The organism is Haloferax chudinovii, assembly GCF_042663345.1.
GTDB lineage: Archaea > Halobacteriota > Halobacteria > Halobacteriales > Haloferacaceae > Haloferax > Haloferax chudinovii.
Genome location: NZ_JBHTAB010000017.1, coordinates 1 through 20,476, shown reverse-complemented (window position 1 = coordinate 20,476; position 20,476 = coordinate 1). Strand labels below are relative to the sequence as shown.

Here is a 20,476-nt window from a genome sequence, read left to right as displayed (position 1 = left end):
TGTGCAAACAGGCCCGGAATTATGCTGAATAAGCAGGTATTTGAGTCAGACATTAGTGATTCTCTGTACCGAGGCAGTCGCCGCTCGGTCGGCGGAGTCGAGGCTTCGTCGCTGATTCGTCCCGACGGCACGAACGACGGACCGAGCGTTCTCTCGGTCAGTGGTATCCGCAGAAGTTGGGTGGCCGGGGAGTTCCAGCCCCTGACTCACATCGGCAACGAATCGTTACCGAATGAGTGGGCCAACGCGGATTTGAACCGCGGGCCTCCCGGTTATCAGCCGAGCGCTCAACCTGACTGAGCTATTGGCCCAGGTAAGCGCATTCACTCGTTGTGCGCTGTTGATTTTAAGACTTTCTTTTCGGAGGCGCGTTGGTGCGTGTTAGTGAATGTCGGCGTCGTCGGTCGATTGGGAGACTCGAAACGCGGGCCAACCGCGTGGCTACGCGGGTGAAGCGCCGGAACAGCCGACACCGGAGCGGAGAAGACGCGTTACGTGGAGTCGTTGCGGTCACCGTCGAAGCGATAGGAGTCGGGGTCGGCGTCGTAGACGCCGTCACCGCCACTACTCCCGCCACTCCCGCTCTTGCCGCTTCCGCCGGAACCGCTTCCACCGCTCGGGCCGGGCGAGCCACCGGGGCCGCCGGGACCGCCGGGGCCGAAGTCGCCCTGCGGGAAGCCGGTCGTCCAGACGTTGCCGGTGACGAAGCCGTCGGCGCGCTTGTCGAGGTACGGCTTGACGACGAAGCGCTTGAGCACCTCTCGGATGGGGTACCGAGTCACGGGGATGGCGAGCAGGAAGCCGATGGTGTCGGTGACGAGCCCCGGCGTGAGGAGGAACGCGCCCGCGGCGATGAGCAGGCCGCCGTCCATGACCTCGTTCGTCGGGAGGTCGCCCCCGGCGAACTTCGACTGGAGGCTTCTGAGGGTGTGTCGCCCCTCGGCGCGGACGATGAGCATCCCGACGAGTCCGGTCAGGACGACGAGTGCGACGGTCGGCACGAGGTTGATGTACTGCGCGACGACCACGAGTAGCAACGCGTCGGAGAGGGGGATGAGGAGCAAGAGCGCCATCAGCGTGCGCGTTCGCATGAGCGACACTACCGGGTCGCGACCCATAGCCCTTTTGTCCCGCCCGCGACGCACCGGTCGCTCGAATCCGTCCGCGACGGTCGTCGAGGAACTCGCGCGACCCGCCGACGGCGACCGGTCGTGCCACGAGGGCTCGAAGCGCTTACCCGCGTCCACCGCGGATGGGTGGACATGACCGACGAGACGCGCGTCGAATGGCGAGAGTGGGGTCCCGACGCGTTCGCCGAGGCGCGAGCGGCGGACAAGCCGATTCTGCTTTCGCTGTCGGCGACGTGGTGCGAGGACTGTCACGAGATGGACGCCGAGACGTACGCCGAGCCGCGCATCGCGGCCAATCTCAACGACGGCTTCGTCCCGATTCGGGTGAACGTGGACCGCCAGCCGCGCATCCGCGAGCGGTACAACATGGGCGGCTTCCCCTCGACCGTCTTCCTCGCGCCCGACGGCCACCCCATCACGGGCGCGACGTTCATCGGCCCCGACGGCATGCGGCAGGTCATCGACCGCGTGCGCGAGGTCTGGGAGAAGAAGGGCGCGGACGCCGGACGGCTCCCGCGGGCGCTCAGGGGCGACCTCCCGCCCGCGGGCGAGGTCTCGCCGCAAATCGAATCGCACCTCGCCGGTCAGTTGGAAGTCGCCTTCGACGAGGCCCACGGCGGCTGGGGCGACGCCGCGAAGTTCCCGCTCCCGCGGACCGTCGAGTTCGCGCTGAAGCGCGACCGAAGCCGGGCGCTCCGGTCGCTCGACGCGATTCGCGACGGCCTGTACGACCCCGTCGAGGGCGGCTTCTTCCGCTACGCCGACGACGCCGCGTGGTCGAAGCCGAACCGCGAGAAGACGCTCGAATCGAACGCCGCGCTCCTGCGGGCGTTCGCCAACGGCTACCGCTACTCCGGCGAGGACGCCTACCTCGACCCGGCCGCGGGGACCGCCGACTTCCTCGTCGACTCGCTGTGGACCGGAACCGGGTTCGCCGGGAGCATGGGCCCCGCCGCGGGGACGGACTACTACCTCCTCGGGGAGGAGGGCCGCGACAACGCTCCCGGCCCCCGAACCGACCTCACGGTGTACGCCGGCGGCAACGCTCTCGCCGCGGACGCGCTGTTGGTGTTGGCGGGCCTCACCGACGACGAACGGGCCCGCGAGTTCGGCTCTCGCGCGCTCGCTCGCGTCGCCGAGGACCTCGTCGACGACGGTGTCGTGACCCATTTCCGGTCCGGCGGCGACGCGGGCGAGGAACTTCTGCTCGAAGACCAGGCGCGCGTCGTCGCCGCGGCCTGCCGCGCTCGGCAGGTGCTCGGCGACGAGTCGGTGGCGGGCGAACCGCTCCTCGAACTCGCCGCCGGAGTCGCCGACGCCGCCATCGGCGAGCTGTTCGACGAGGGCTCGTTCCTCGACGGCCCCGCGAGCGGCGAGGCGCTCCTGTCGTCGCCGCTCCGCCCGCTCGACGGGAACGTGGAGATGGCGAACGCGCTTCTCGACCTCGCGGCGCTCACCGGGGAGGGGCGCTACCGCGACGTGGCACAGGAGACCGTCGCCGCGTTCGCGGGCGCGTGGGACCGCATCGGCGTGCAGGTCGCCGCCTACGGGACCGCGGCGGCGCGGGTGCTCCGCGACCCGCTTCTCGTCGAACTCAACGACGGGGTCGGCTCCGACCTCCACAGGGCGGCGCTCCGCGTCGCGGACCACGAAGCGCTCGTCGTCCCCGAGGCCGACGTCGCCGACCTCGCCGACGGAACTGCGCGCGTTAGTACCGGCGAGACGACGGTGGAGGCAACCACTCCCGAGGAGTTGATGGAAGCGGTCTCCTCGGCCACGCCCGACGCCTGACAGCGACCGGCGGGAACCGCAGGCCGGTGTAAACATCCGGTTTGTTTATTAAGGAGAAACGAGACGGACGGTGCATGACCAGTCTGCGAGACCTCGGGCTGTCCGAGTACGAGGCCCGAGCCTACCGCGCGCTCCTGCGGACGGGGGCGACGACGGCCAAGGAGTTATCCCGCGCCAGCGACGTTCCCATGGGCCGCGTCTACGACGTGCTGAACAGCCTCGAACAGTACCACCTCATCCGGAGTCAGGCGGCCAGCCGGCCGAAGAAGTACGTCGCGGTCGAGCCCGACACGGCGCTGGACCGCCTGCTCGAATCGAAGCGCCAAGAGCTGGCCGAGAAGGCCGAGCAGTACGAGAACGTCGTCGACGAGCTGACCGACGAACTCGACGCCGGGGAGCCGGTCCACGACCAGTTCTGGACGGCCGCGGTCGGCGCGGACGAGACCATCGACCTGCTCGTCGAGCGCCTCGCGGCGGCCGACGACTCGCTCGTGATGGTCGCCGGGACGCCCTCGCCGCAGTTCGACCTCGACGCCATCGGCGACCTCGTCGTCGAGGAACTGGAGGCCGCGCTCGACCGCGGGGTCGAAGTGTCGATGCTCATGTCGCCCGGCCTCGTCGACAGCCTGCCCGAGAGCGTCGGCCAGAGCTACGTGAACCGGCTGTCGAGCACGCCGAACTTCCACGCGCGAACCGCGGAGAACGTCACGGGCGTGTTCAACCTCATCGACGACGTGGAGGTCTGTATCGAGGTGCCGAACCCCCTCGACCCCGGCCAGGCGTTCGCCATGATCGACCTGAAAGACCCCGAGTTCGCCGCCGACCTCCGAGCGACGTTCGACCCGCGTTGGGAGAAAGCAGAACCCCTCTCGCTGTAGCGGTTCACGGCGGCAGAAAAATCGAGCTCGGGGGTCCGAAAAGCGAGCGTCTCGGGCGTCGAGAGCGTTCAGGCGTCGAGTTCGTCGCGGAGCTGTTCCAGCGTCACCTCGCGCTCGGCGTGCGCGTTGTGCTGGTGAATCGACTCGTCGTTCGACTGTTTCATGTGGACCACCGCGTCGTCGCCGAGGTGCGAAAGCGCGTCGACGGACAGCTCGGCCATCGAGCGGACGCAGTCCTCCACGAACTTCGCGTTGGCGTGGGCGTGGTAGGTCATGTGGTCCTCGTCGGGGCGCTTTGCGAGGTTGTAGATACGGGCCGACATCGAGTCGCGGGCGATGTCGATGAGCTCCATGAGGTCGACCTCGGGCGAGCCCTGCGTCTCGACGGTGAGCGTGGCGTGGCCGCGCTGGGAGTGGCCCGGCTGGGGCACCTTGTCGAGGAACTCCTCGATGGTGTCGTCGTCCACGGAGAGGTCCTGTAACACGTCGCGGGCGCGGGAGGCGGACATGCCCTGCGAGCAGGGACAGACGGTCATGCCGACCACTTCCGCACCGATTTCCTCGCGGGTTCCCTCGTCGGTCGCGGTGGCGCTGGCGATGATCTGCGCGGTGCTCTGGGTGGAGAGTCCGCTGGCGGGGGTGTCCTCGCGGACGACGAGTTCGGCGGTCATACTGACCTCGGCGGTCGTCGTGTAGTCGTGTTTGGCGAGGAGGCGCTCGGCGGCGTCGCCGCACATGTCCTCGACGCGGTAGGCCGGCTCGGAGACGGCCGACTCGAGGACCTCGTCGATGACCTGCATATTCCGGCTCATGTCGATGCCCTTGCGGCCGCCGGGGAGGTCGACGAACACTTCGAACTCAGCCATCAAGACGAGGGGTCGCTTCCCATCGCGGGCGATCTTGACGAGCTTCTCGACGCCTGTGACGCCGACCTGGCTCAGCCCGACGGTCACGTCCGGCTGGGAGGCCTGTACGTCAGGCAACTGGTGACTCATCGGAGAATAAGAAGTGCCGTTGCTGATTAGTGCTTTCGATAGGGGAACCGAATCGCGGGCGAACGCGCCGCTGTGTTCCGACTAGGGCCAGTCGTCGCGCCCCTCGTCCTCGAAGGGGTCGGCGGAGGCGTCGTCGTCCCCGGCGAGCACCCACTCGGCGGCCTCGGCGGCGTCCTCGACGGCGAGGTACTCCCAGCCGGTCTCCTCGGCCACCGCGCGGTCCTCGTCGGACGTGCCGACGAAGACGTGCCGGTCGGTGTCGAACTGGCGCATCACGTTTTCGAGGCTCTCTTCGACGCCGCGCGGGCCGGAGAAGAAATCCTGCCGGATGCGCTCTTTCCGGGTGAAGTTCGTCACGACGTAGGTCGGCTTCTCGCTCACCACGCCGATGTACTTCGTCCACGTCCGCGCGTCGGAAAACGCCGCGTTCGGGTCGCCGAGCCGTTTGAGCGCCGACAGTTCGAACGCGAGCGTCATCGTTCCTTGGCCGCCACCTGTTGCCATACCCGGCGATAGGCGGCGACGCGTGGAAAACGACTTCGGTCCCGGCCGTCCGCGAGCGGGAGGCCGTCGGCGTGGGGCCGGTCGAGACGGCAGAGAATGTGAGCGACGGGGCGTACGCAGAGAAATTACTTGACGTGAACGTAGTCGGTGAACACCACGACGTCGCCCCGCGAGAGCCGCGAGGTGGCCGGGTCGATGTCGAGCGGCCCCGAGGGGCTGGCGGCCGCGAGCGCGCGTTGGGTCCGCTCGCTCAACTCGTCGAAGTGGTGGACGCGCGCACCGGGCGGTACGTCGGAGACGGGTGCGACGGTCGTCGGCGCGGTGGCGTCCGGAGAAGACGGGTGTTGTCCGTCTTTTGATGACATGTGGTAACACACTCCATGGATATGGATAAATGTTTGGTCGTTGGGGCGTGGGACGACGAGCGAACGGACGGGTTGGCGACGGTGAGTGCGCCGGACGAAAGCGAGCCAAAAACGGGAGATGAGCGAACCACGGACGCGGTCGGGCGCGAGCCGAACCGGGCGGAACACGCGCAGACGCGGCTGGACGGGTGAAAACACCGGGTGCGGTGTCCCGAGTTACTGTTCGGCCGCCGCGCCTTCGAGGTCGTCGAGCTGGAAGTCCTGCTTCACGAGGACCTCCTTCTGGCCGCTCACGTCGACCTGTTCGCGCATGAGCTTCTTGTATTTCGTCTGCGGCGAGAGGTCGCCGATGAGGACGCCGCCGACGATTTTGCCGTCCTTGATGGCGAGTCGCCGCCACTCGGTGTCGGAGTACTTGGCCTCGACGTGGTCGTCGCCGAGCGTCGGGTGGCCGAACGAGAGGAACGGGAAGTCGAAGTGAGTGATGGAGTACGACGAGACCCAGCGGAACTCCTCGGAGCCGTAGTCGACCATGTTCTTGGCCGCGATGGTGCCCTGCTCTTTGGCGGAGCCCCACGCGCCGTTCTGGGCGCGGTCGCCGAGGATGAGGTCGTGGAACTCGGTGATGTCACCGGCCGCGAAGATGTCCTCGTGGTTCGTCCGCATGAACTCGTCCGTGTAGACGCCGTTGTCGTACTCGATGTCGGTGCCACCGAGAATCTCCGTGTTGAAGTTCAGGCCGATGGCGATGCCGACGAAGTCGGCGTCGTAGCGGTCGTCGTTGGGGTCGACGGCGGTCGTGACGCGGTCGTTCTCGTCGACCTCGAAGTGGTCGACGCCGGAGTCGAAGACGGGTTCGACGTTGCGCTCGCGGAGCGCCTCGTGGATGATTTCCGCGCCCTCCTCGGAGAGCGCGTAACGCCACCAGCACTCGCCGCGCATGAGGTACTTGCCCTCGACGTCCTGTGCGGCCGTGATGGCCGCGAGGTCGATGCCGAGCAGGCCCGCGCCGATGACGACGGAACTGTCCGCGCCCTCGATGTGCTCTTTGATGTCGCGGGCGTCCTGGAACGTCCAGAAGTGGTGGATGCCCTCGGCGTCGGAGTTCCCGACGGGGAGTTGGGTCGGCGTGCCGCCGATGGCGAGGAGGAGTTTGTCGTAGTCGTACTCGGTGCCGTCGTGGGCGGTGACGGTGTGGCTCTCGGGGTCGATGTCCGTGACGAGCGTGTCGAGTTCGAGGTCGACGTCGCGGTCGTCGTACCACGACTCGTCGTGGATAGAGATGGGGGCCTCGGGGAGTTTGCCCTTGGCGAATTCCTTGATGAGAATGCGATTGTACAGCGGTTCGCCCTCGTCCGTGATGATGGTGATGTCGGCGTCGGGTTCCTCTTCGCGGAGTGTCTCAGCCGCTGAGGCCCCGGCGATACCGTCGCCGACGATCACGTACGATTGGCTCATGACCCGACGTTTGTATTCGGGGTTAATGTGGATTGCTATCTCCCTCATGATTGTTTCGCAGTCGGAAATCGAGGGGAGATGGGAAGACTGGAGCCGAATCGCCCGGTGTTACTGCGTCTCACCGACCCGCTCCGCCAAGCCGCCGTCGGCGGCGGGGCACTCCGACGGGACCGACGCCGCGTCGTCGTCGCCGCGAGCGAGCGCGTCGCTGGCGAGGCCGCGGACGCGACCGGGAACGCCGCTGGCGGCGACGATACCGACGACGCCGCGAACCCCGACGATGCCGGCCGCGAAGCCGAGCGGCCACCCGAGGAACAGCGCCACGAGACCGAGACCGGGCGCGAGCGGGGCGACGAGCGTCGCGACGGCGGTGGCCGCGAAGACACCGACGACCGCCGCAACCGCGACGAGCGCCGTCTCTAAGAGCGTTCTGAACCGACTCGGGACCGTCTCTCGCGCGTTGCCGCGGCCGAAGTGGATACCGTCGAACATGGTCGTTCTCCTCGTTTGGAGGGACGACCGCCGACACCAAAAGGGTAATCTGAATTACATTTCTGTAAGCGGGCTTACCGTAGCGTGCTTATGAAATTTTCTCGACAGCTTCGACCGTGGAGTCGACGACCGAGAGGTCGCCGTCGAGTTCGACGACGAGCGCCGCGTCCTCCTGTTCGATGCGGACGCGGATGCGCCACGGCTCCTCGGAGACGACGGTGAGCGCGTCGTCGCCGACGACCCACGGGAACCGCCAGAACGGCGTCCCGCACACGTCGTTCCCCCGCGAGGAGAGGAAGCCGAGGACGGTCGATTCGTCGAGGAGGACCAGTCCCACGGGGGAGACGGCCTCGTAGGCGCACTGGGCACAGCGGTGGGTCACGACCACGTCGACGTCGAACGGGTCGGCGTCCCGGGACAGCGAGGTGCTCGTCGTCCCGCCGCACTCGGGGCAGACGCCGTCGGCGGCGAGGCAGTGGAGGTGTCGCACGCGCTGGTCGAACGCCGACAGGAGCGCCTCGGAGCTACGGCCTTCGAGGCCGCCGGGCGGGAACTCCTCGTGGGCGTGGGTGCGCGCGCAGTCGGCACAGGAGATGGTGAGTTTCTCGTCGCCGTAGTCGGCTTCGAGCGAGCCGCCGCAGGCGACGCAGGAGCCCGGGGCCGAAAACGCGGGGAGGACGGGGTCCTCGTTGAACGTCCCCGCGAGCACGGCGCGGACGACCTTCTCGCCGGCGTGTCGGAAGTCGTAGCCGTCGTCGGTCTTGCGGACGAACTGGCCGCGGAGCTTTCCGAGGTGGTAGTTGAAGCGCGCGCTGTCGTCGACGCCGACCCGTCGGCGGAGCTCCGAGAAGGGGACGGGGCGGTCGGGTGACTCCCACAGCGTTTCGAGGATGGTGAGTCGGGTCTCGTCGGCGACGATGCCGAACGCTTCGGCCGGCGAGATGCAGTCGTCGCACTCGAGGACCGAGTCCTCGCGGACGGAGGCGGAGTCGCTCATACCCCTCACATGCGGGCGAACCGCATTAAATCACGTCGTGAAATCTCGTTCGGGAGACCCGACTCGCGCCCGCGTCGCGCCGGGGGCCCACGGCGTCGCTCGCGGGACGCGCGACACCGACGCCCCCGGAGACGTGGTCTTTACGTGTATTCGACCCGAAGCGAACGACGAAATGAAGATTCGCCAGAACATCCGCCATTTCGCGACGAAGAAGGCGCTCACCATGCCGGTCATCGGCGACATCGCCACCGAGAAGATGGTGGACCTCCACGTTCGCATCTTCGGCGAGCGCGCGGACCCAGACCGCAGAGCCGAGCGCGAAGACCACATGGCGGCGTTCTTCGAGTGCACGTTCGACACCTATATCGCGGCGCTCGACGCGGGCTACCCCGAGGCCGAGGCCCGCGAGATAACCCACGTCCAGGCCAACTTCGACTTCTACAACCACGGCTGGACCGAGATGATGGAGATTCCGGTCGACGAAATCGAGGCCCACTACGAGCGCTACGAGGAGTTCTTCGAGCGCCACGGCATCGACATCGCCGACCCGCTCGGCGAGTTCCGCACTCTCGACATCCCGGACGCGCCCGCGACGCTCGACAAGCTCGACGACCCGGACCACCCCCACGCGGAGGGCGGCTTCGCCGACGACCTGTACGTCGAAGACGACTCCGGCGAGGTCGGCGTCGGCGGGGCGGATGAACCCGAGGACGTGGACGTGTCGGCCGCGCCGGGGATGCAGGACGTCGACCGCACCGACGAGAAGACCGCTTAACAGAGGCCGCGCGGAGTCGGGTCCCGCTCAGTCGTCGGTCGGCACGCGGGGGCCGACGTCGACGACGCTGTGTTTCCACGTCCCGCGGGTGAACCACGCGAAGGCGAGAATCGCCACCCCGACGTTCGAGAAGGCGATGCCGTACCAGATGCCGGTCGGGCCCATGGAGAACAGTTCCACGAGCACGAACGCCGCGGGGATGCGAAGCACCCACAGCGAGATGAGCGAGAACACCATCGCCGTCCGGGTCGAGCCGCTCCCGCGGAACCCGCCGTTGACGACGTTGAACGCCCCGAGGAACAGGAACGTCGGCCCGATGATTCGCAGGTAGTCCACGCCGATGGCGATGACCGCCTCCTCGCCGGGGATGAACACCGCGACGATGGGTTCGGCGAACAGGTACGCGGCGGCGGAGACGAACACCAGCGCGGCGACGATGATGCCGACACCCCAGAACACGGCGCGTTCGGCGCGGTCCGGCTGGTCCGCGCCGAGGTTCTGGCCGACGACCGTCGAGGTCCCCTGGGCGAGACCGATGGCCGGCAGGAAGACCAGCGAGTTGAGGCGGTTGCCGATACCGAACGCGGCGACCGCGGTCTCGGTGCTGGCTCCGCCGGCGTTGACGGCGGCGTAGGCGACGAGCGCCGTGAGGGCGGTCACGCCGAGCGCGCGGGTCGACTGCTCGATGCTCGACGGCGCGCCGATGCGGACGATGCGCTCGACCGTCTCACGCTCCGGAATCAGGTCGCGCGGCGAGAGGCTGATGCCGACCCGCCCCGACAGCAGGAGCCAGAAGCCGACGAGCGCGCCGACGCCGCGGGAGAACACCGTGGCGATGGCCGCACCCTGCACGCCGAAGCCGGTGAAGCCGGTCGCGGCGAAAAGCGACTGCCCGAGGCCTTCGAGGCCGACGAGGCCGAATATCGGGTTCGCGTTGAACCCGAGGATGAGAAACGGGTCGAGAAAGACGTTGATGACGACGCCGAGCGCCATCAGGTACATCGGCGTCCTCGTGTCGCCCCACCCGCGGAGGAGCGCCTGAAAGATGAAGAAGCCGAACATGAACGCGACGCCGAGGAAGATGGTGCGCGTGTACTCGACGGCCAACTGGTGGACCTCCGTGCCGGGCGTCGTCCCGATGAGCGGGAGCAGTATCGGCGTCAACAGATAGCCGATGACCGCGAACCCGGCCGAAAGCAGGATGACGAATCCGAGGGTCTGACCGGCGGCGTGGTCGACCTCGTCGTGGTTGCCCGCGCCCTTGTTCTGGGCGACGAGGACCGTCCCCGCGACGGTGAAGCCGCCGCCGAACGAGATCATGAGGAAGACGAGCGGCCACGAAAAGGACAGCGCCGAGACGGCCTCGGAGCCGACGCGGCCGACCCAGAAGGTGTCGGCGAGGTTGTACGCCACCTGCATGATCTGCGAGAAGACGAGCGGGAGCGACAGCACCAACATCGGCTTGACGAGGTCGCCGTCGACGAGGTTGACGTCCCGGGCCTTCGCGCTCATTCGTCGCCCTCCTCGCGCACGAGGCTCTCGACGACGAACTCGTCGAGCGCGGCGCGGACCTCGGTCGGCGCGTCGAAGGCGGACTGACTCGTCGTCTCGGTTCCCGAGGGGTCGGTCACGGCGACGCGCTGGAGGCGCGCGCCGTCGAGCGCGGCGAACAACAGCGACGCGGTCCGGTCGGCGTCGACCTCGCGGAACTGTCCTCGCTCGACCCCCTCGCGGATGATGTCGGCGAGGCGGCGACGGATGACCGCCTCGTTGCGGGCGATCTGCTCGCGGTAGGCCTCGACGTAGGGGGCCTGCGTCCGGAGTTCGTTGAGCGCCAGTCCGAAGCGGTCGTAGTCGTGGTCGTCGTCCGCTCCGGGGACCATCTTGTCGAGGAGGACCCGGAGGCGCGTTTCGGGGGCGTCGCCCTCGGTCGCGGCGACCCGCGCTTCGAAGCGGTCGAACAGGTAGCCGAGAAAGGCGACGAGCAGTTGCTGTTTCGTCCCGTAGTGGTAATGGAGGAGGGACTTGCTCTTTCCGGCCTCGTCTGCGATTCGTTGCATCGTCAGGTCCGCGTAGCCGTGGGCGCACAGCGCCCGGTAGGTCGCGGCCATCAGTTCTTCGTGGACCTCGTCGGGGACCGACTGGTCCAGCGTTTCGTCTGCACTCACTAACTGACTAGTCAGTCAGGGAGTTAAAAAGGGGTTGCGAACGAGAACCCGATTGCCGGTAAGTGTGCGACTGAGAGACACGAGAGAACGCGGCACGGCACGAGCGCTGCGAGCGGGTGAGAAGCGCCTCGAAACTCGGAGCCGAGGTCGCTACAGGCGTCGGTCGATTCGGTCTGCGACCTCGTAGCCGGCGACGATGCCGCCGTTGAGCGACCGCTCGGGATACTGCGCCTCCGACGCCATCCCCGCGTAGTAGACGCCCTCTGCCACGTCCTCAGAGAGGTCGTACGGGACCACGAGGTCGAGGTAGCCCCGCTCGTACACCGGGCCGGCCCGCGGGTTGCGGGCGATGCGGAACTCCTCGACCGCAGAGCGGTCGAAGTCGGGGAACATGTCCGCGATCTCGTCGAACCAGACGTCTTCGACCTCCTCGTCGCTCATCTGCCAGAGTTCTTCGTGCGGTCCCTGCACGTAGCTCGCGACGTACAGCAGGTGGTCGCCGCCGTAGCGTTCCTTCGGCACGAAGTTCGTGTGCTCGATGAGCGACCCGAACGGCGCGTCGTGGGCGATGTTGAGCCAGTAGGTGTCCATCAGCGACTCCGACATGGTCGCCAGCCCGCAGACCGCCCCCTGGAAGTCGATGTCGCAGGGGAATCCCGTGAGGTCTTCGAGCACGTTCGGCATCGTCGCCACGACGACCGACTCGACCTCGTGGGTCTCGGTCCCCTCGTCGGTGTCGACGGTCAGCGTCGAAACCGCCTCGCCGTCGGTGTCGAGTTCGGTCACGCGCGCGCCGGTCTCGATGTGCTCGCGACCGACCGCCTCGACGAGCGCGTCGATGAAGGGCGAAAAGCCGCCGTCGAAGTAGCCGAGTTTCTCGCCGCGAAGCAGGTCGCGCTCGCCACGGAAGCGCACGCGCCCGAGGAACCACGACGCCGACACGTCGTGTTTCCGCTCGCCGAACTTCCCGTCGAGGAGCGGGTCGACGAAGTTGTCGTAGACGCCGCGGGTCGTGTGCTCGACGACGAACTCCTCGATTGGAGTGTGTTCGTACTCGGCGAGGTCCTCGTAGGCGTCGAAGTCGGGGACGCCCCCGCGGACGTCGACGCCGAGGGTGAGCATGCCGAGGCGGAACTTGTCGTAGAGGCTCATGTGGGGGTAGGCGGCGATCTGCCACGCGGTGTCCAGCGGATGGACGACGCCGTCGACGTAGTAGGCGTTCTTGCCGATGCGCCACTCCAAGTCGTCTTCGAGGCCGAGTTCTTCGGCGAGTTCGACGATAGTCTCTTCGGACTTCGAGAGGTGGTGGTAGAACTTCTCGATGTCGTCGCCGTCCGTCTCGTAGGTCGCCGCGAGACCGCCGAGAGAGTCGGCCGCCTCGAAGACTCGAACGTCGTGACCCCGGTTCTGGAGCCGGTACGCCGCGGCGAGGCCCGCGATGCCGCCGCCGACGATGCCTATCATGCCCCGACGTTCGGCGTCGGGTGGAAAGTCCTTTCTGATTGGCCGGATGCGCCGCCATCGGAGCCGGCGACCGCGGGGCACATCGTCGCGGTCGCCGAGCGACCGAGACGGGGGTCGTTGCGACGTTCGCCACATTTTTATCTGCGATAAGGCAACAGCGGGGCATGGTTACGGTCCGCGCACCCGCCACGAGCGCCAACCTCGGAAGTGGGTTCGATGTCTTCGGCGTGGCTCTCGACCGCCCCGCCGACATCGTGCACGTCGAACGGGCGGACCGGACGACAATCGAACTGACCGGCGTCGGAAGCCAGTACATCCCGACCGACCCCGACCGGAACGTCGTCGGCGCGGTCGCGGAGGCGCTCGACGCCCCCGCGCACATCCGCATCGACAAGGGCGTCCGCCCGTCGTCCGGACTCGGGTCGTCGGCGGCGAGTTCGGCCGCCGCCGCCGTCGCGCTGAACGAACTGTACGACCGCGGCCTCTCCCGAGAGGAACTCGTCCCCGTCGCCGCCGAGGGCGAGGCCGTCGTCTCCGGCGAGGCCCACGCCGACAACGTCGCACCCGCGCTCCTCGGCGGCTTCACCGTCGCGACCGACGAGGGCGTCACGACCGTCGACGCCGACATCCCGCTCGTCGCCTGCCTCCCCGAAATCGCCGTCTCGACCCGCGACGCCCGCCGCGTCGTCCCGAGCGACGCCAGCATCGAGGACATGGTCCACACGGTCGGCCGGGCGGCGACCCTCGCGGTCGGGATGTGCCGCCGCGATGCCGACCTCGTCGGCGCGGGGATGGACGACCGCGTCGTCACGCCCGCTCGGGCGGAACTAATAAACGGCTATCACGAAGTCCGGGAGGCCGCCCTCGACGCGGGCGCATCCGGCGTCACCGTCTCCGGTGCCGGCCCGTCGGTCCTCGGCGTCTGCCAAGCCGCCGACCGCACCCGCGTCGCCGGCGCGATGCTCGAAGCGTTCGACGAGGCGGAGGTGAACGCCCGCGCCTACAAGACGCGGGTCGGTCGCGGGACCGAAGTACTCGAACCCTGAGTAGTACAGAGAGAACCACTCCCACACGCTATTCTCGTTTTTTCTCTCCTCTGAGCCACTGCAACGCGTTATCGCGGTCGCTGGTAACACGATTCCGAGAAGGCTTTTCTCACTATCACGATATATTCGAATCATGGAACGAGCACTCGTCGTCGTCTCCCCCGAAGAACGGTCACACCGAATCCTCCGCGAAGCCGGCGAACTCGCCGCCGGGAGCGGCGCGGAACTCATCGTCCTCACCGTCCTCCCGGACGAGGAGTTCGAGCGGACCCGCTCGGCGCTCGCCAGCGTCGGCTCCTCGGACGTGGTCTACGGCATCGACCAGGCCATCGAGTCGGCCACCCGCCGCGCCAAACGCGTCGCCCGCGAGGCGTTCGAGGGACTGGACCTCGACTACCGCATCGTCGCCGACATCGGCCCCGAGGCGGACACCATCCTCGAAACGGCCCGCTGGGAGGGCTGTGACCACCTCTTTATCGCCGGTCGCCGCCGCTCGCCCGCCGGGAAACTCATCTCCCGGGACATGACGCAGTCGGTCATGCTCAACTTCGACGGCCCGGTCACCGTCCTCCTCGGCGAGGAGTCGTCCGACGACGCGTCGGGAAAGGAAAAGGGGAAGTCGGGACTCCTCGCCTGAGAGCGGACGACGTACCGAGCCGGAAAAATCGAGTCGAAAACCGAGACGGTCGAGCGCGTCGATTGCCGCCGCGTTAGACGCCGCGGCCCTGCAGTTTGTCCTCGTCGGCCATGCCGACGTTCGCCTCGCCTTTCATGCCCTTGCCGATGCCGGCGGCGATGTCGGCGAGCGTGTCGGGGTCGTCCCAGTTGTTGACCGCCTCGACGATGGCCTCGCCCATCTGTTCGGGGTCCTCCGCGCCGAAGATGCCGGAGCCGACGAAGATGCCGTCGCACTCGTGGTACATCATGAGCGCGGCGTCCGCGGGCGTGGCGATGCCGCCGGCCGCGAAGTTGACGACCGGCAGGCGGCCCATCTCGGCCGTCTCGTGGACGAGTTCGGCGGGCGCTTCGTGCTCGCGCGCCCACTTCTCGCGCTCGTCGAAGTTGAGGCCGGTGAGCGTCCGAATCTGGTGTTTGATGGTGCGTTGGTGCGTGACGGCCTGATTCACGTCGCCCGTGCCGGCCTCGCCTTTGGTTCGAATCATCGCCGCGCCCTCGTTGATGCGGCGGAGCGCCTCGGGGAGGTTGCGCGCGCCGCAGACGAACGGCGAGGTGAACTCGCGCTTGTCGATGTGGTAGTCGTTGTCCGCCGGGGTGAGCACCTCGCTCTCGTCTATCATGTCGACGCCGATGGATTCGAGAATCTGCGCCTCGGTGTAGTGGCCGATGCGGGCCTTCCCCATCACCGGGATGGAGACGGCGTCGATGATTTCCTTGACCGTCTCGGGGTCGGCCATGCGGGAGACCCCCCCGCGCTTGCGGATGTCCGCCGGGACGGCTTCGAGCGCCATGACCGCGACCGCGCCGGCTTCCTCGGCGATCTTCGCTTGCTCTGCGTTCACGACGTCCATGATGACGCCGCCCTTCTGCATCTGGGCGAACCCGCGCTTGACGAGTTCGGTCCCGCGCCGAAGCTCCTCCAGGTCGGTCTCCTCTGGCATATCCGTCGCTTGCGACTGAGTTCACTTAAGGGGTCGCTTCCATCCGTCAACCGTTCGCATTCCGCACAGGATGCGGTTCTCGGTCGGCGGCTCGGGTCGTCGTCGCACCGTGACTCCGGCCGCAGTCTCCGAGACCGGCACCACTTTTGTGCCCCCCCGCTTCGGCGTGAGTATGGACGCGGCGACCCGACTGCGCCGACTGCTCGACGACCCCCGCCGACTCTTCGCCGACGACGGCCTCCCGGTGGGAGCCGACCTCCCGGGGTGGCTCGCACCCCTGCCGGAGTGGCTGGAGAACTTCGGCCTCAACATCGCGTGGCTCGTGGTCGTCATCAACCTCGTCGGGACCGCCTTCGGCTTCTGGTACTACGGCTACCAGTTCAGCATCGAACCGACCGCGATGTGGCCGCTCGTCCCCGACAGCCCCGTCGCCACGCTGTTCATCGCGCTGTCGCTCGCGCTCTGGAAGCTTGGGCGGTCGAACGAGTACGTCAACGCCCTTGCGTTCTTCGGCTGTCTCAAACTCGGGCTGTGGACGCCGTACGTCCTCCTCGCCTTCAAAGCCGACTTCTCGTACCTCCACTGGGCGATGTACAACTTCCTCTTTTGGAGCCACCTCGCCATGGTCGTCGAGGCGTTCCTCATCCAGCGGTACGCCGAGTTCCCGTCTCTCGCCGTCCTCGTCGCGGCCGGCTGGTACGCCCTCAACGACCTCGTGGACTACTTCGTCCCCATCGCCGGCACGCCCCACCACACGCTCATCCCGGCCGAGCCAATCGTCGACGGCGTCGTCCAGCACGTCTCGCCCGCCCACGAGTACGCCGCGGCGGGCGCGGTCCTCCTGACGGTCGCGGCGACGTTCCTCGCGCTCGCGACGCGGGTCGCCAAGCTCGAACGAGGGGTCGTCGACTGACCGAGAGCCGACGAGGCGTCGGCTGAGTCGGACGTAGCCTTTTGCCCCGGCGCGCCCAACCGACGGGCGATGCGCCTCTTCGACCACGTGGCCGACCTGCCGGTGACCGTCGAGTCCGTCTCCCGCGACCGCTTCGAGAGCGACACGTCGAGCGGCTTTCTCCGCAAGACGACGGTGTTCTCGCTCGCCGGCGACGGCGCGGTCGGTCGCGGCGAGGACGTGACGTACGACGCGGAGGACCACGATGCCCTCGCGGACGCGCCCGCGGACGCCGTCGACCTCATCGGGAGCTACGACTCCTTCGCCGACTTCTCCGCGGCGCTCGACGGCGTCGACCTGTTCCCGACGAAAGACCCCGAGCGCGAGACGGCCGAACACTACCGGCGCTGGGCGCTCGAATCCGCCGGCCTCGACCTCGCGCTCCGGCAGGCCGACACCGACCTCGCGGCGGCCGTCGACCGCGAGCGGGACCCGGTTCGGTTCGTGGCCAGCACCCGACTCGGCGACCCGCCGTCGGCCGACCGCGTCGAGGCGCTCCTCGACCGCGACCCCGACTGCGAGTTCAAACTCGACCCGACAACTGATTGGCACGGCGAGCTCGTGGCATCGCTCGCCGCCCACGACTGCGTCCGCATCCTCGACCTCAAGGGCCAGTACGAGGGAACCGAGGTGGACCAAGCCCCAGACCCCGACCTCTACGAGCGCGTCCTGTCGGGCTTCCCCGACGCCGTCGTCGAGGACCCGGCGTTCACCGACGAGACGCGCCCGCTGTTCGACGGCCACGAGGGCCGCGTCTCGTGGGACGCCCCGATTACCGGCGTCGAATCCGTCGAACGCCTCCCGTTCGAGCCGTCGTGGCTGAACGTCAAGCCCTCGCGGTTCGGCACGGTCGAGTCGCTGTTCGACACCATCGAGTACGCCGACGAACGCGGGATGTCGCTGTACGGCGGCGGCCAGTTCGAACTCGACGTCGGCCGGGACCACATCCAACTGCTCGCGTCGGTGTTCTACCCCGACGGCCCGAACGACGTGGCTCCCGGCGAGTACAATCTCCCAGACTTGCCGGCGGAACTGCCGACGAGCCCGCTCGTGCCGTCGGCTGACTCGTCGGGGCTGGACTTTTAAGTAACAACCGCCGGCCGCCTACTCGTCGCTGTCAGCGTGGGAGCGGACCCACAGTTCGCCGATGCGGGAGAGGCGCGTTCGGTAGGACTTCCCGCGTTCCTCCTGTTCGATGTAGCCCTTGCCGCCGGGGCCGAGCCGGTCGACGTTGTAGATGACCTTCGACCGGAAGGAGTCGGTGTACTCCTCGTTCATCTCGCGGGCGAGCGCCTCCGCGAGTTCGGAGACGGACCCGAACTCGCCGTGCTCGCCGAGTTTGAACAGGATGACCTCCTCGAACGGCTTGACGTTAGAGAAGGAAGCCACCGGGAGTTCGACGATGTGGCGGCCGTCTATCTGCTTCGCGCCGATGGTCGTCCCGCGCTCGTCGAACTCCGACAGCAGGTCGGAGGTGGCGTCGAGGCGCTCGCGGATGCGGTCGGCGTCGATTTCGCCGGATTCGAGGAGGTCCGAAAGGAGCGCCCGTTCGGTCCGCAACTCCTCGGCGAGTTCGGTTTCGAGATATTTCTCTGGGGCCGTGTAGTAGGTGTGGATGCGCTCGCGGTCGGCCTGCCGCTCGACCATGATGGAGTGGGCGGCGGTGGCGAAGGCGAACGAGACCGGCCGGGGCATCGCGCTCACGTTGACCCACACCTCGCCGGGTTCGTCGTCGTCGCCGCGGAGTTCGTCGTCGGCGTCGAGTTCGGCGTTGATGAGGTCGTACGCCTGCTCGAACGCCGCGTCGTAGTCGTACACGTCGTCGACGATGACGCGTTCCGTCTCCGCGCCGAGGAGGTTCTCGAAGTCCTTTTCTAGCTTGCCCGAGAGGTTCCGCGAGTACTCGACGTTCGCCTCGCTCCCGACGGCCCCCTCGAGGAGGATGACGCGGTCCACGTCCAACTGATCGCGGATGAGCGGCGCGATGAGTCGGTCGTAGTCGAAGCCGACGGGAACGATATGCGTCTGCATACGTGTTGGGTCGTGTGGCAGTTATAAAAACTCCCAGACTGGCGACCATTGATATGCACATTACCGATGTTTGTCGCCGCGCCCTCGTGTGATTTCACACGTAGAAGTCGTCGGCCTTTCAGCTCCCACCAGTCTTCGGATTGAATACATGGGTTAGAGCTCCTGAACGGATTGATTTGGGGGTTCAACAGTGGAATTGTCACTGTTAACCAATATTTGACTGGGTTCCCGAGTATCGTTGGTTGGTCCTGTGTGGGTCTGACACGCGAATGTGACAGGAACCAAAGTCCAACCAGAGCGCCGACAGTCAGTCATGAGAGATTTCGAAGACTTACTGAGTATGGCCACCAGGAAACTCGTGGGGTGTCGGTAGTCTCCCCAATAGTCCGTTGCCACCGAGGATACCTCGGTACACGTCGTCACCGCTCGCCTCAGCTAACTCGCCGCAGAGTTCGCGTAGGTCGTCGGTGAGACTGTTTCCAAGTAATATCGGTCATAATGCCCAAGTATAAATGAAGATACATTTAAGCATATAACTAATGGGCAGTATCCCCGGTGTTTCAGCGGTACGTCATGCATATACCGAGATCTCGAAGAATGGAAATAACCGCTATTGGTGGCGTGACCGCTTCATCAACCGGGTTGTTAGCCCAACACAACAGCGCATCTATGGTCGCGGTAATGCAATAGACCCCTTTGGTGGGGAACACAGGTACACCGATTGGGATGTGTTATTTGTTCTTGACGCATGCCGCGCCGACCTGTTTGAAGAAACGGTTCCGGACTCAGGTATTAATTATTCTTCTTATGAGATGGTGGAAAGTCCTGCTAGTTCGACACCTGAATGGACGAGCCGACTTTTTGAAGGCCGCTCATTTGGAGATGTAGTTTATATCACAGCAAATCCGTGGACGGCCCGTGTGGCACCGAACTCATTTCATGACCGCATAGATGTTTGGCACGACGATTTTGACGACGATGTTGGAACAGTACGTCCGGAGGCAATGATTAAGGCCGCCAAAGCCGCAATAGACGATTATCCGAATAAACGGATTGTCGTCCACCTCATGCAACCTCATGTTCCATTTATTGGAGGCGCCGAAGTCGATGAAGGCTCAAAAAATAATCCGGAGCAGGTAATCAATGAGCAAATCAAAACGACAGGCAAAGAAGGGTCGTTTGGTAGGCTTCGATATGGCGACGGAGATGTGAAAAAAGTGTGGTCAGACTACAAGTCTAATCTCGAAATCGCTTTAAAAAATATCCAGAATATCACGAATGACATAGACGGCCGTATAGTGTTGACTTCAGACCACGGGAACATGTTCGGTGAAATAGCCTGGCCATTTCCAATTCGTGTTTATGGTCATCCAGATGGCCTCCGCTCTTCACCCCTGATAGAGGTGCCCTGGGCAGTCATAGAATCAGATTCACCTCGTCCAACAATCAAAGACGATGGTGCGAAACATGTTCCCTTACCTGGTGAGGAAAACCAGCTATCCAATAAATTGGAATCACTTGGATATAAATGAGGGTCTGAGAGTGAAAGAGATGATTTAGGCATGAGGTGTGTTTGAATTCCACGACCCTTCTATCGGCTTCTCTGTGAATATTCGATTTTCGTGTACGGGTATCGCTGAAACAGTTGGTATCTCTTTTCAACTTTAAGTAATGATGTTCGGAACGGCACCGTCTAGTTAAGGAACGAACAGGTCGAAGAGTGAGTGATCTATGCTACTCTCAGACCTGCTCAAGGAGAGTTTGGACACCGCTACGCTTGAATGTTGGCAGCGTGAGCGGACGGCGACGCC

20 protein-coding genes, 1 tRNA gene and 1 pseudogene are annotated in these 20,476 nt (G+C 66.0%); 9 read left to right on the top strand and 13 right to left on the bottom strand.

The features are described from left to right. Positions 1-237: 237 nt before the first annotated feature. Together ACFQI8_RS19355 and ACFQI8_RS19350 are read right to left on the bottom strand one after the other, a co-directional pair. Positions 238-311, bottom strand: a tRNA-Ile gene (locus ACFQI8_RS19355). A gap of 180 nt (positions 312-491) precedes the next feature. Then, on the bottom strand, positions 492-1,091 hold the full coding sequence (locus tag ACFQI8_RS19350) for an FxsA family protein (RefSeq protein WP_390247713.1): 600 nt from the start codon (positions 1,089-1,091) through the stop codon (positions 492-494). 171 nt (positions 1,092-1,262) lie between these two features. Between ACFQI8_RS19350 and ACFQI8_RS19345 the strand changes: the two genes are divergently transcribed. Together ACFQI8_RS19345 and ACFQI8_RS19340 are read left to right on the top strand one after the other, a co-directional pair. Then, positions 1,263-2,921, top strand: coding sequence for a DUF255 domain-containing protein (locus ACFQI8_RS19345; protein ID WP_390247711.1), 1,659 nt, complete (start codon positions 1,263-1,265; stop codon positions 2,919-2,921). 74 nt (positions 2,922-2,995) lie between these two features. Continuing rightward, complete coding sequence (locus ACFQI8_RS19340) at positions 2,996-3,799, top strand: TrmB family transcriptional regulator (RefSeq protein ID WP_390247709.1); 804 nt, start codon at positions 2,996-2,998, stop codon at positions 3,797-3,799. A gap of 68 nt (positions 3,800-3,867) precedes the next feature. Here the strand turns inward: ACFQI8_RS19340 and mptA are convergent, their stop codons facing one another. The 6 genes from mptA to ACFQI8_RS19310 form a co-directional block, all read right to left on the bottom strand. Beyond that, entirely contained in the window at positions 3,868-4,794 is a 927-nt protein-coding gene (gene mptA / locus ACFQI8_RS19335; RefSeq protein ID WP_390247707.1) for a GTP cyclohydrolase MptA, read from the bottom strand. Positions 4,795-4,875: 81 nt separating this feature from the next. Continuing rightward, positions 4,876-5,271 (bottom strand): DUF7124 domain-containing protein, encoded by a 396-nt coding sequence (locus ACFQI8_RS19330; protein ID WP_390247729.1) that lies wholly within the window; start codon positions 5,269-5,271, stop codon positions 4,876-4,878. A gap of 152 nt (positions 5,272-5,423) precedes the next feature. Then, complete coding sequence (locus ACFQI8_RS19325; protein ID WP_390247705.1) at positions 5,424-5,663, bottom strand: DUF7979 domain-containing protein; 240 nt, start codon at positions 5,661-5,663, stop codon at positions 5,424-5,426. A 216-nt stretch (positions 5,664-5,879) separates the two neighbouring features. Further along, a complete protein-coding gene (locus tag ACFQI8_RS19320) occupies positions 5,880-7,121 on the bottom strand; it encodes an NAD(P)/FAD-dependent oxidoreductase (protein ID WP_390247703.1) in 1,242 nt (413 codons plus the stop codon). Between the two features lie 108 nt (positions 7,122-7,229). Continuing rightward, complete coding sequence (locus tag ACFQI8_RS19315) at positions 7,230-7,613, bottom strand: hypothetical protein (RefSeq protein WP_390247701.1); 384 nt, start codon at positions 7,611-7,613, stop codon at positions 7,230-7,232. Positions 7,614-7,701: 88 nt separating this feature from the next. Next, positions 7,702-8,610: a DUF7351 domain-containing protein gene (locus ACFQI8_RS19310; protein ID WP_390247699.1), complete on the bottom strand. Its 909-nt coding sequence runs from the start codon at positions 8,608-8,610 to the stop codon at positions 7,702-7,704. Between the two features lie 133 nt (positions 8,611-8,743). Between ACFQI8_RS19310 and ACFQI8_RS19305 the strand changes: the two genes are divergently transcribed. Continuing rightward, entirely contained in the window at positions 8,744-9,385 is a 642-nt protein-coding gene (locus tag ACFQI8_RS19305; RefSeq protein WP_390247727.1) for a DUF6149 family protein, read from the top strand. 27 nt (positions 9,386-9,412) lie between these two features. Here the strand turns inward: ACFQI8_RS19305 and ACFQI8_RS19300 are convergent, their stop codons facing one another. The 3 genes from ACFQI8_RS19300 to ACFQI8_RS19290 all read right to left on the bottom strand — a co-directional run bounded on the left by ACFQI8_RS19300 (position 9,413) and on the right by ACFQI8_RS19290 (position 13,017). Further along, complete coding sequence (locus ACFQI8_RS19300; protein WP_390247697.1) at positions 9,413-10,897, bottom strand: MATE family efflux transporter; 1,485 nt, start codon at positions 10,895-10,897, stop codon at positions 9,413-9,415. Continuing rightward, positions 10,894-11,553, bottom strand: a complete 660-nt coding sequence (locus ACFQI8_RS19295; RefSeq protein WP_390247695.1) for a TetR/AcrR family transcriptional regulator — start codon at positions 11,551-11,553, stop codon at positions 10,894-10,896. The genes ACFQI8_RS19300 and ACFQI8_RS19295 overlap by 4 nt, the downstream gene beginning before the upstream one ends. 150 nt (positions 11,554-11,703) lie before the next feature. Continuing rightward, complete coding sequence (locus ACFQI8_RS19290) at positions 11,704-13,017, bottom strand: NAD(P)/FAD-dependent oxidoreductase (protein WP_390247693.1); 1,314 nt, start codon at positions 13,015-13,017, stop codon at positions 11,704-11,706. Between the two features lie 164 nt (positions 13,018-13,181). On the opposite strand from ACFQI8_RS19290, the gene ACFQI8_RS19285 reads away from it, so the two are divergent. Continuing rightward, complete coding sequence (locus ACFQI8_RS19285; RefSeq protein WP_390247691.1) at positions 13,182-14,063, top strand: homoserine kinase; 882 nt, start codon at positions 13,182-13,184, stop codon at positions 14,061-14,063. 133 nt (positions 14,064-14,196) lie between these two features. After that, positions 14,197-14,700 (top strand): universal stress protein, encoded by a 504-nt coding sequence (locus ACFQI8_RS19280; protein ID WP_390247689.1) that lies wholly within the window; start codon positions 14,197-14,199, stop codon positions 14,698-14,700. A 73-nt stretch (positions 14,701-14,773) separates the two neighbouring features. Here ACFQI8_RS19280 and pdxS read toward each other — a convergent pair whose 3' ends face one another. Next, positions 14,774-15,682, bottom strand: a complete 909-nt coding sequence (gene pdxS, locus ACFQI8_RS19275) for a pyridoxal 5'-phosphate synthase lyase subunit PdxS (protein WP_390247687.1) — start codon at positions 15,680-15,682, stop codon at positions 14,774-14,776. A gap of 172 nt (positions 15,683-15,854) precedes the next feature. Between pdxS and ACFQI8_RS19270 the strand changes: the two genes are divergently transcribed. Next, on the top strand, positions 15,855-16,595 hold the full coding sequence (locus ACFQI8_RS19270) for a DUF1405 domain-containing protein (RefSeq protein ID WP_390247685.1): 741 nt from the start codon (positions 15,855-15,857) through the stop codon (positions 16,593-16,595). A gap of 69 nt (positions 16,596-16,664) precedes the next feature. Continuing rightward, on the top strand, positions 16,665-17,720 hold the full coding sequence (locus ACFQI8_RS19265) for a hypothetical protein (protein ID WP_390247683.1): 1,056 nt from the start codon (positions 16,665-16,667) through the stop codon (positions 17,718-17,720). An 18-nt stretch (positions 17,721-17,738) separates the two neighbouring features. Here ACFQI8_RS19265 and ACFQI8_RS19260 read toward each other — a convergent pair whose 3' ends face one another. Then, a complete protein-coding gene (locus ACFQI8_RS19260; protein ID WP_390247681.1) occupies positions 17,739-18,665 on the bottom strand; it encodes an HFX_2341 family transcriptional regulator in 927 nt (308 codons plus the stop codon). A gap of 539 nt (positions 18,666-19,204) precedes the next feature. Here ACFQI8_RS19260 and ACFQI8_RS19255 point away from each other — a divergent pair. Next, positions 19,205-20,197, top strand: coding sequence for a hypothetical protein (locus tag ACFQI8_RS19255; RefSeq protein ID WP_390247679.1), 993 nt, complete (start codon positions 19,205-19,207; stop codon positions 20,195-20,197). Positions 20,198-20,396: 199 nt separating this feature from the next. Beyond that, a pseudogene (locus ACFQI8_RS19250) lies at positions 20,397-20,476 on the top strand (IS6 family transposase); the annotation flags it as partial.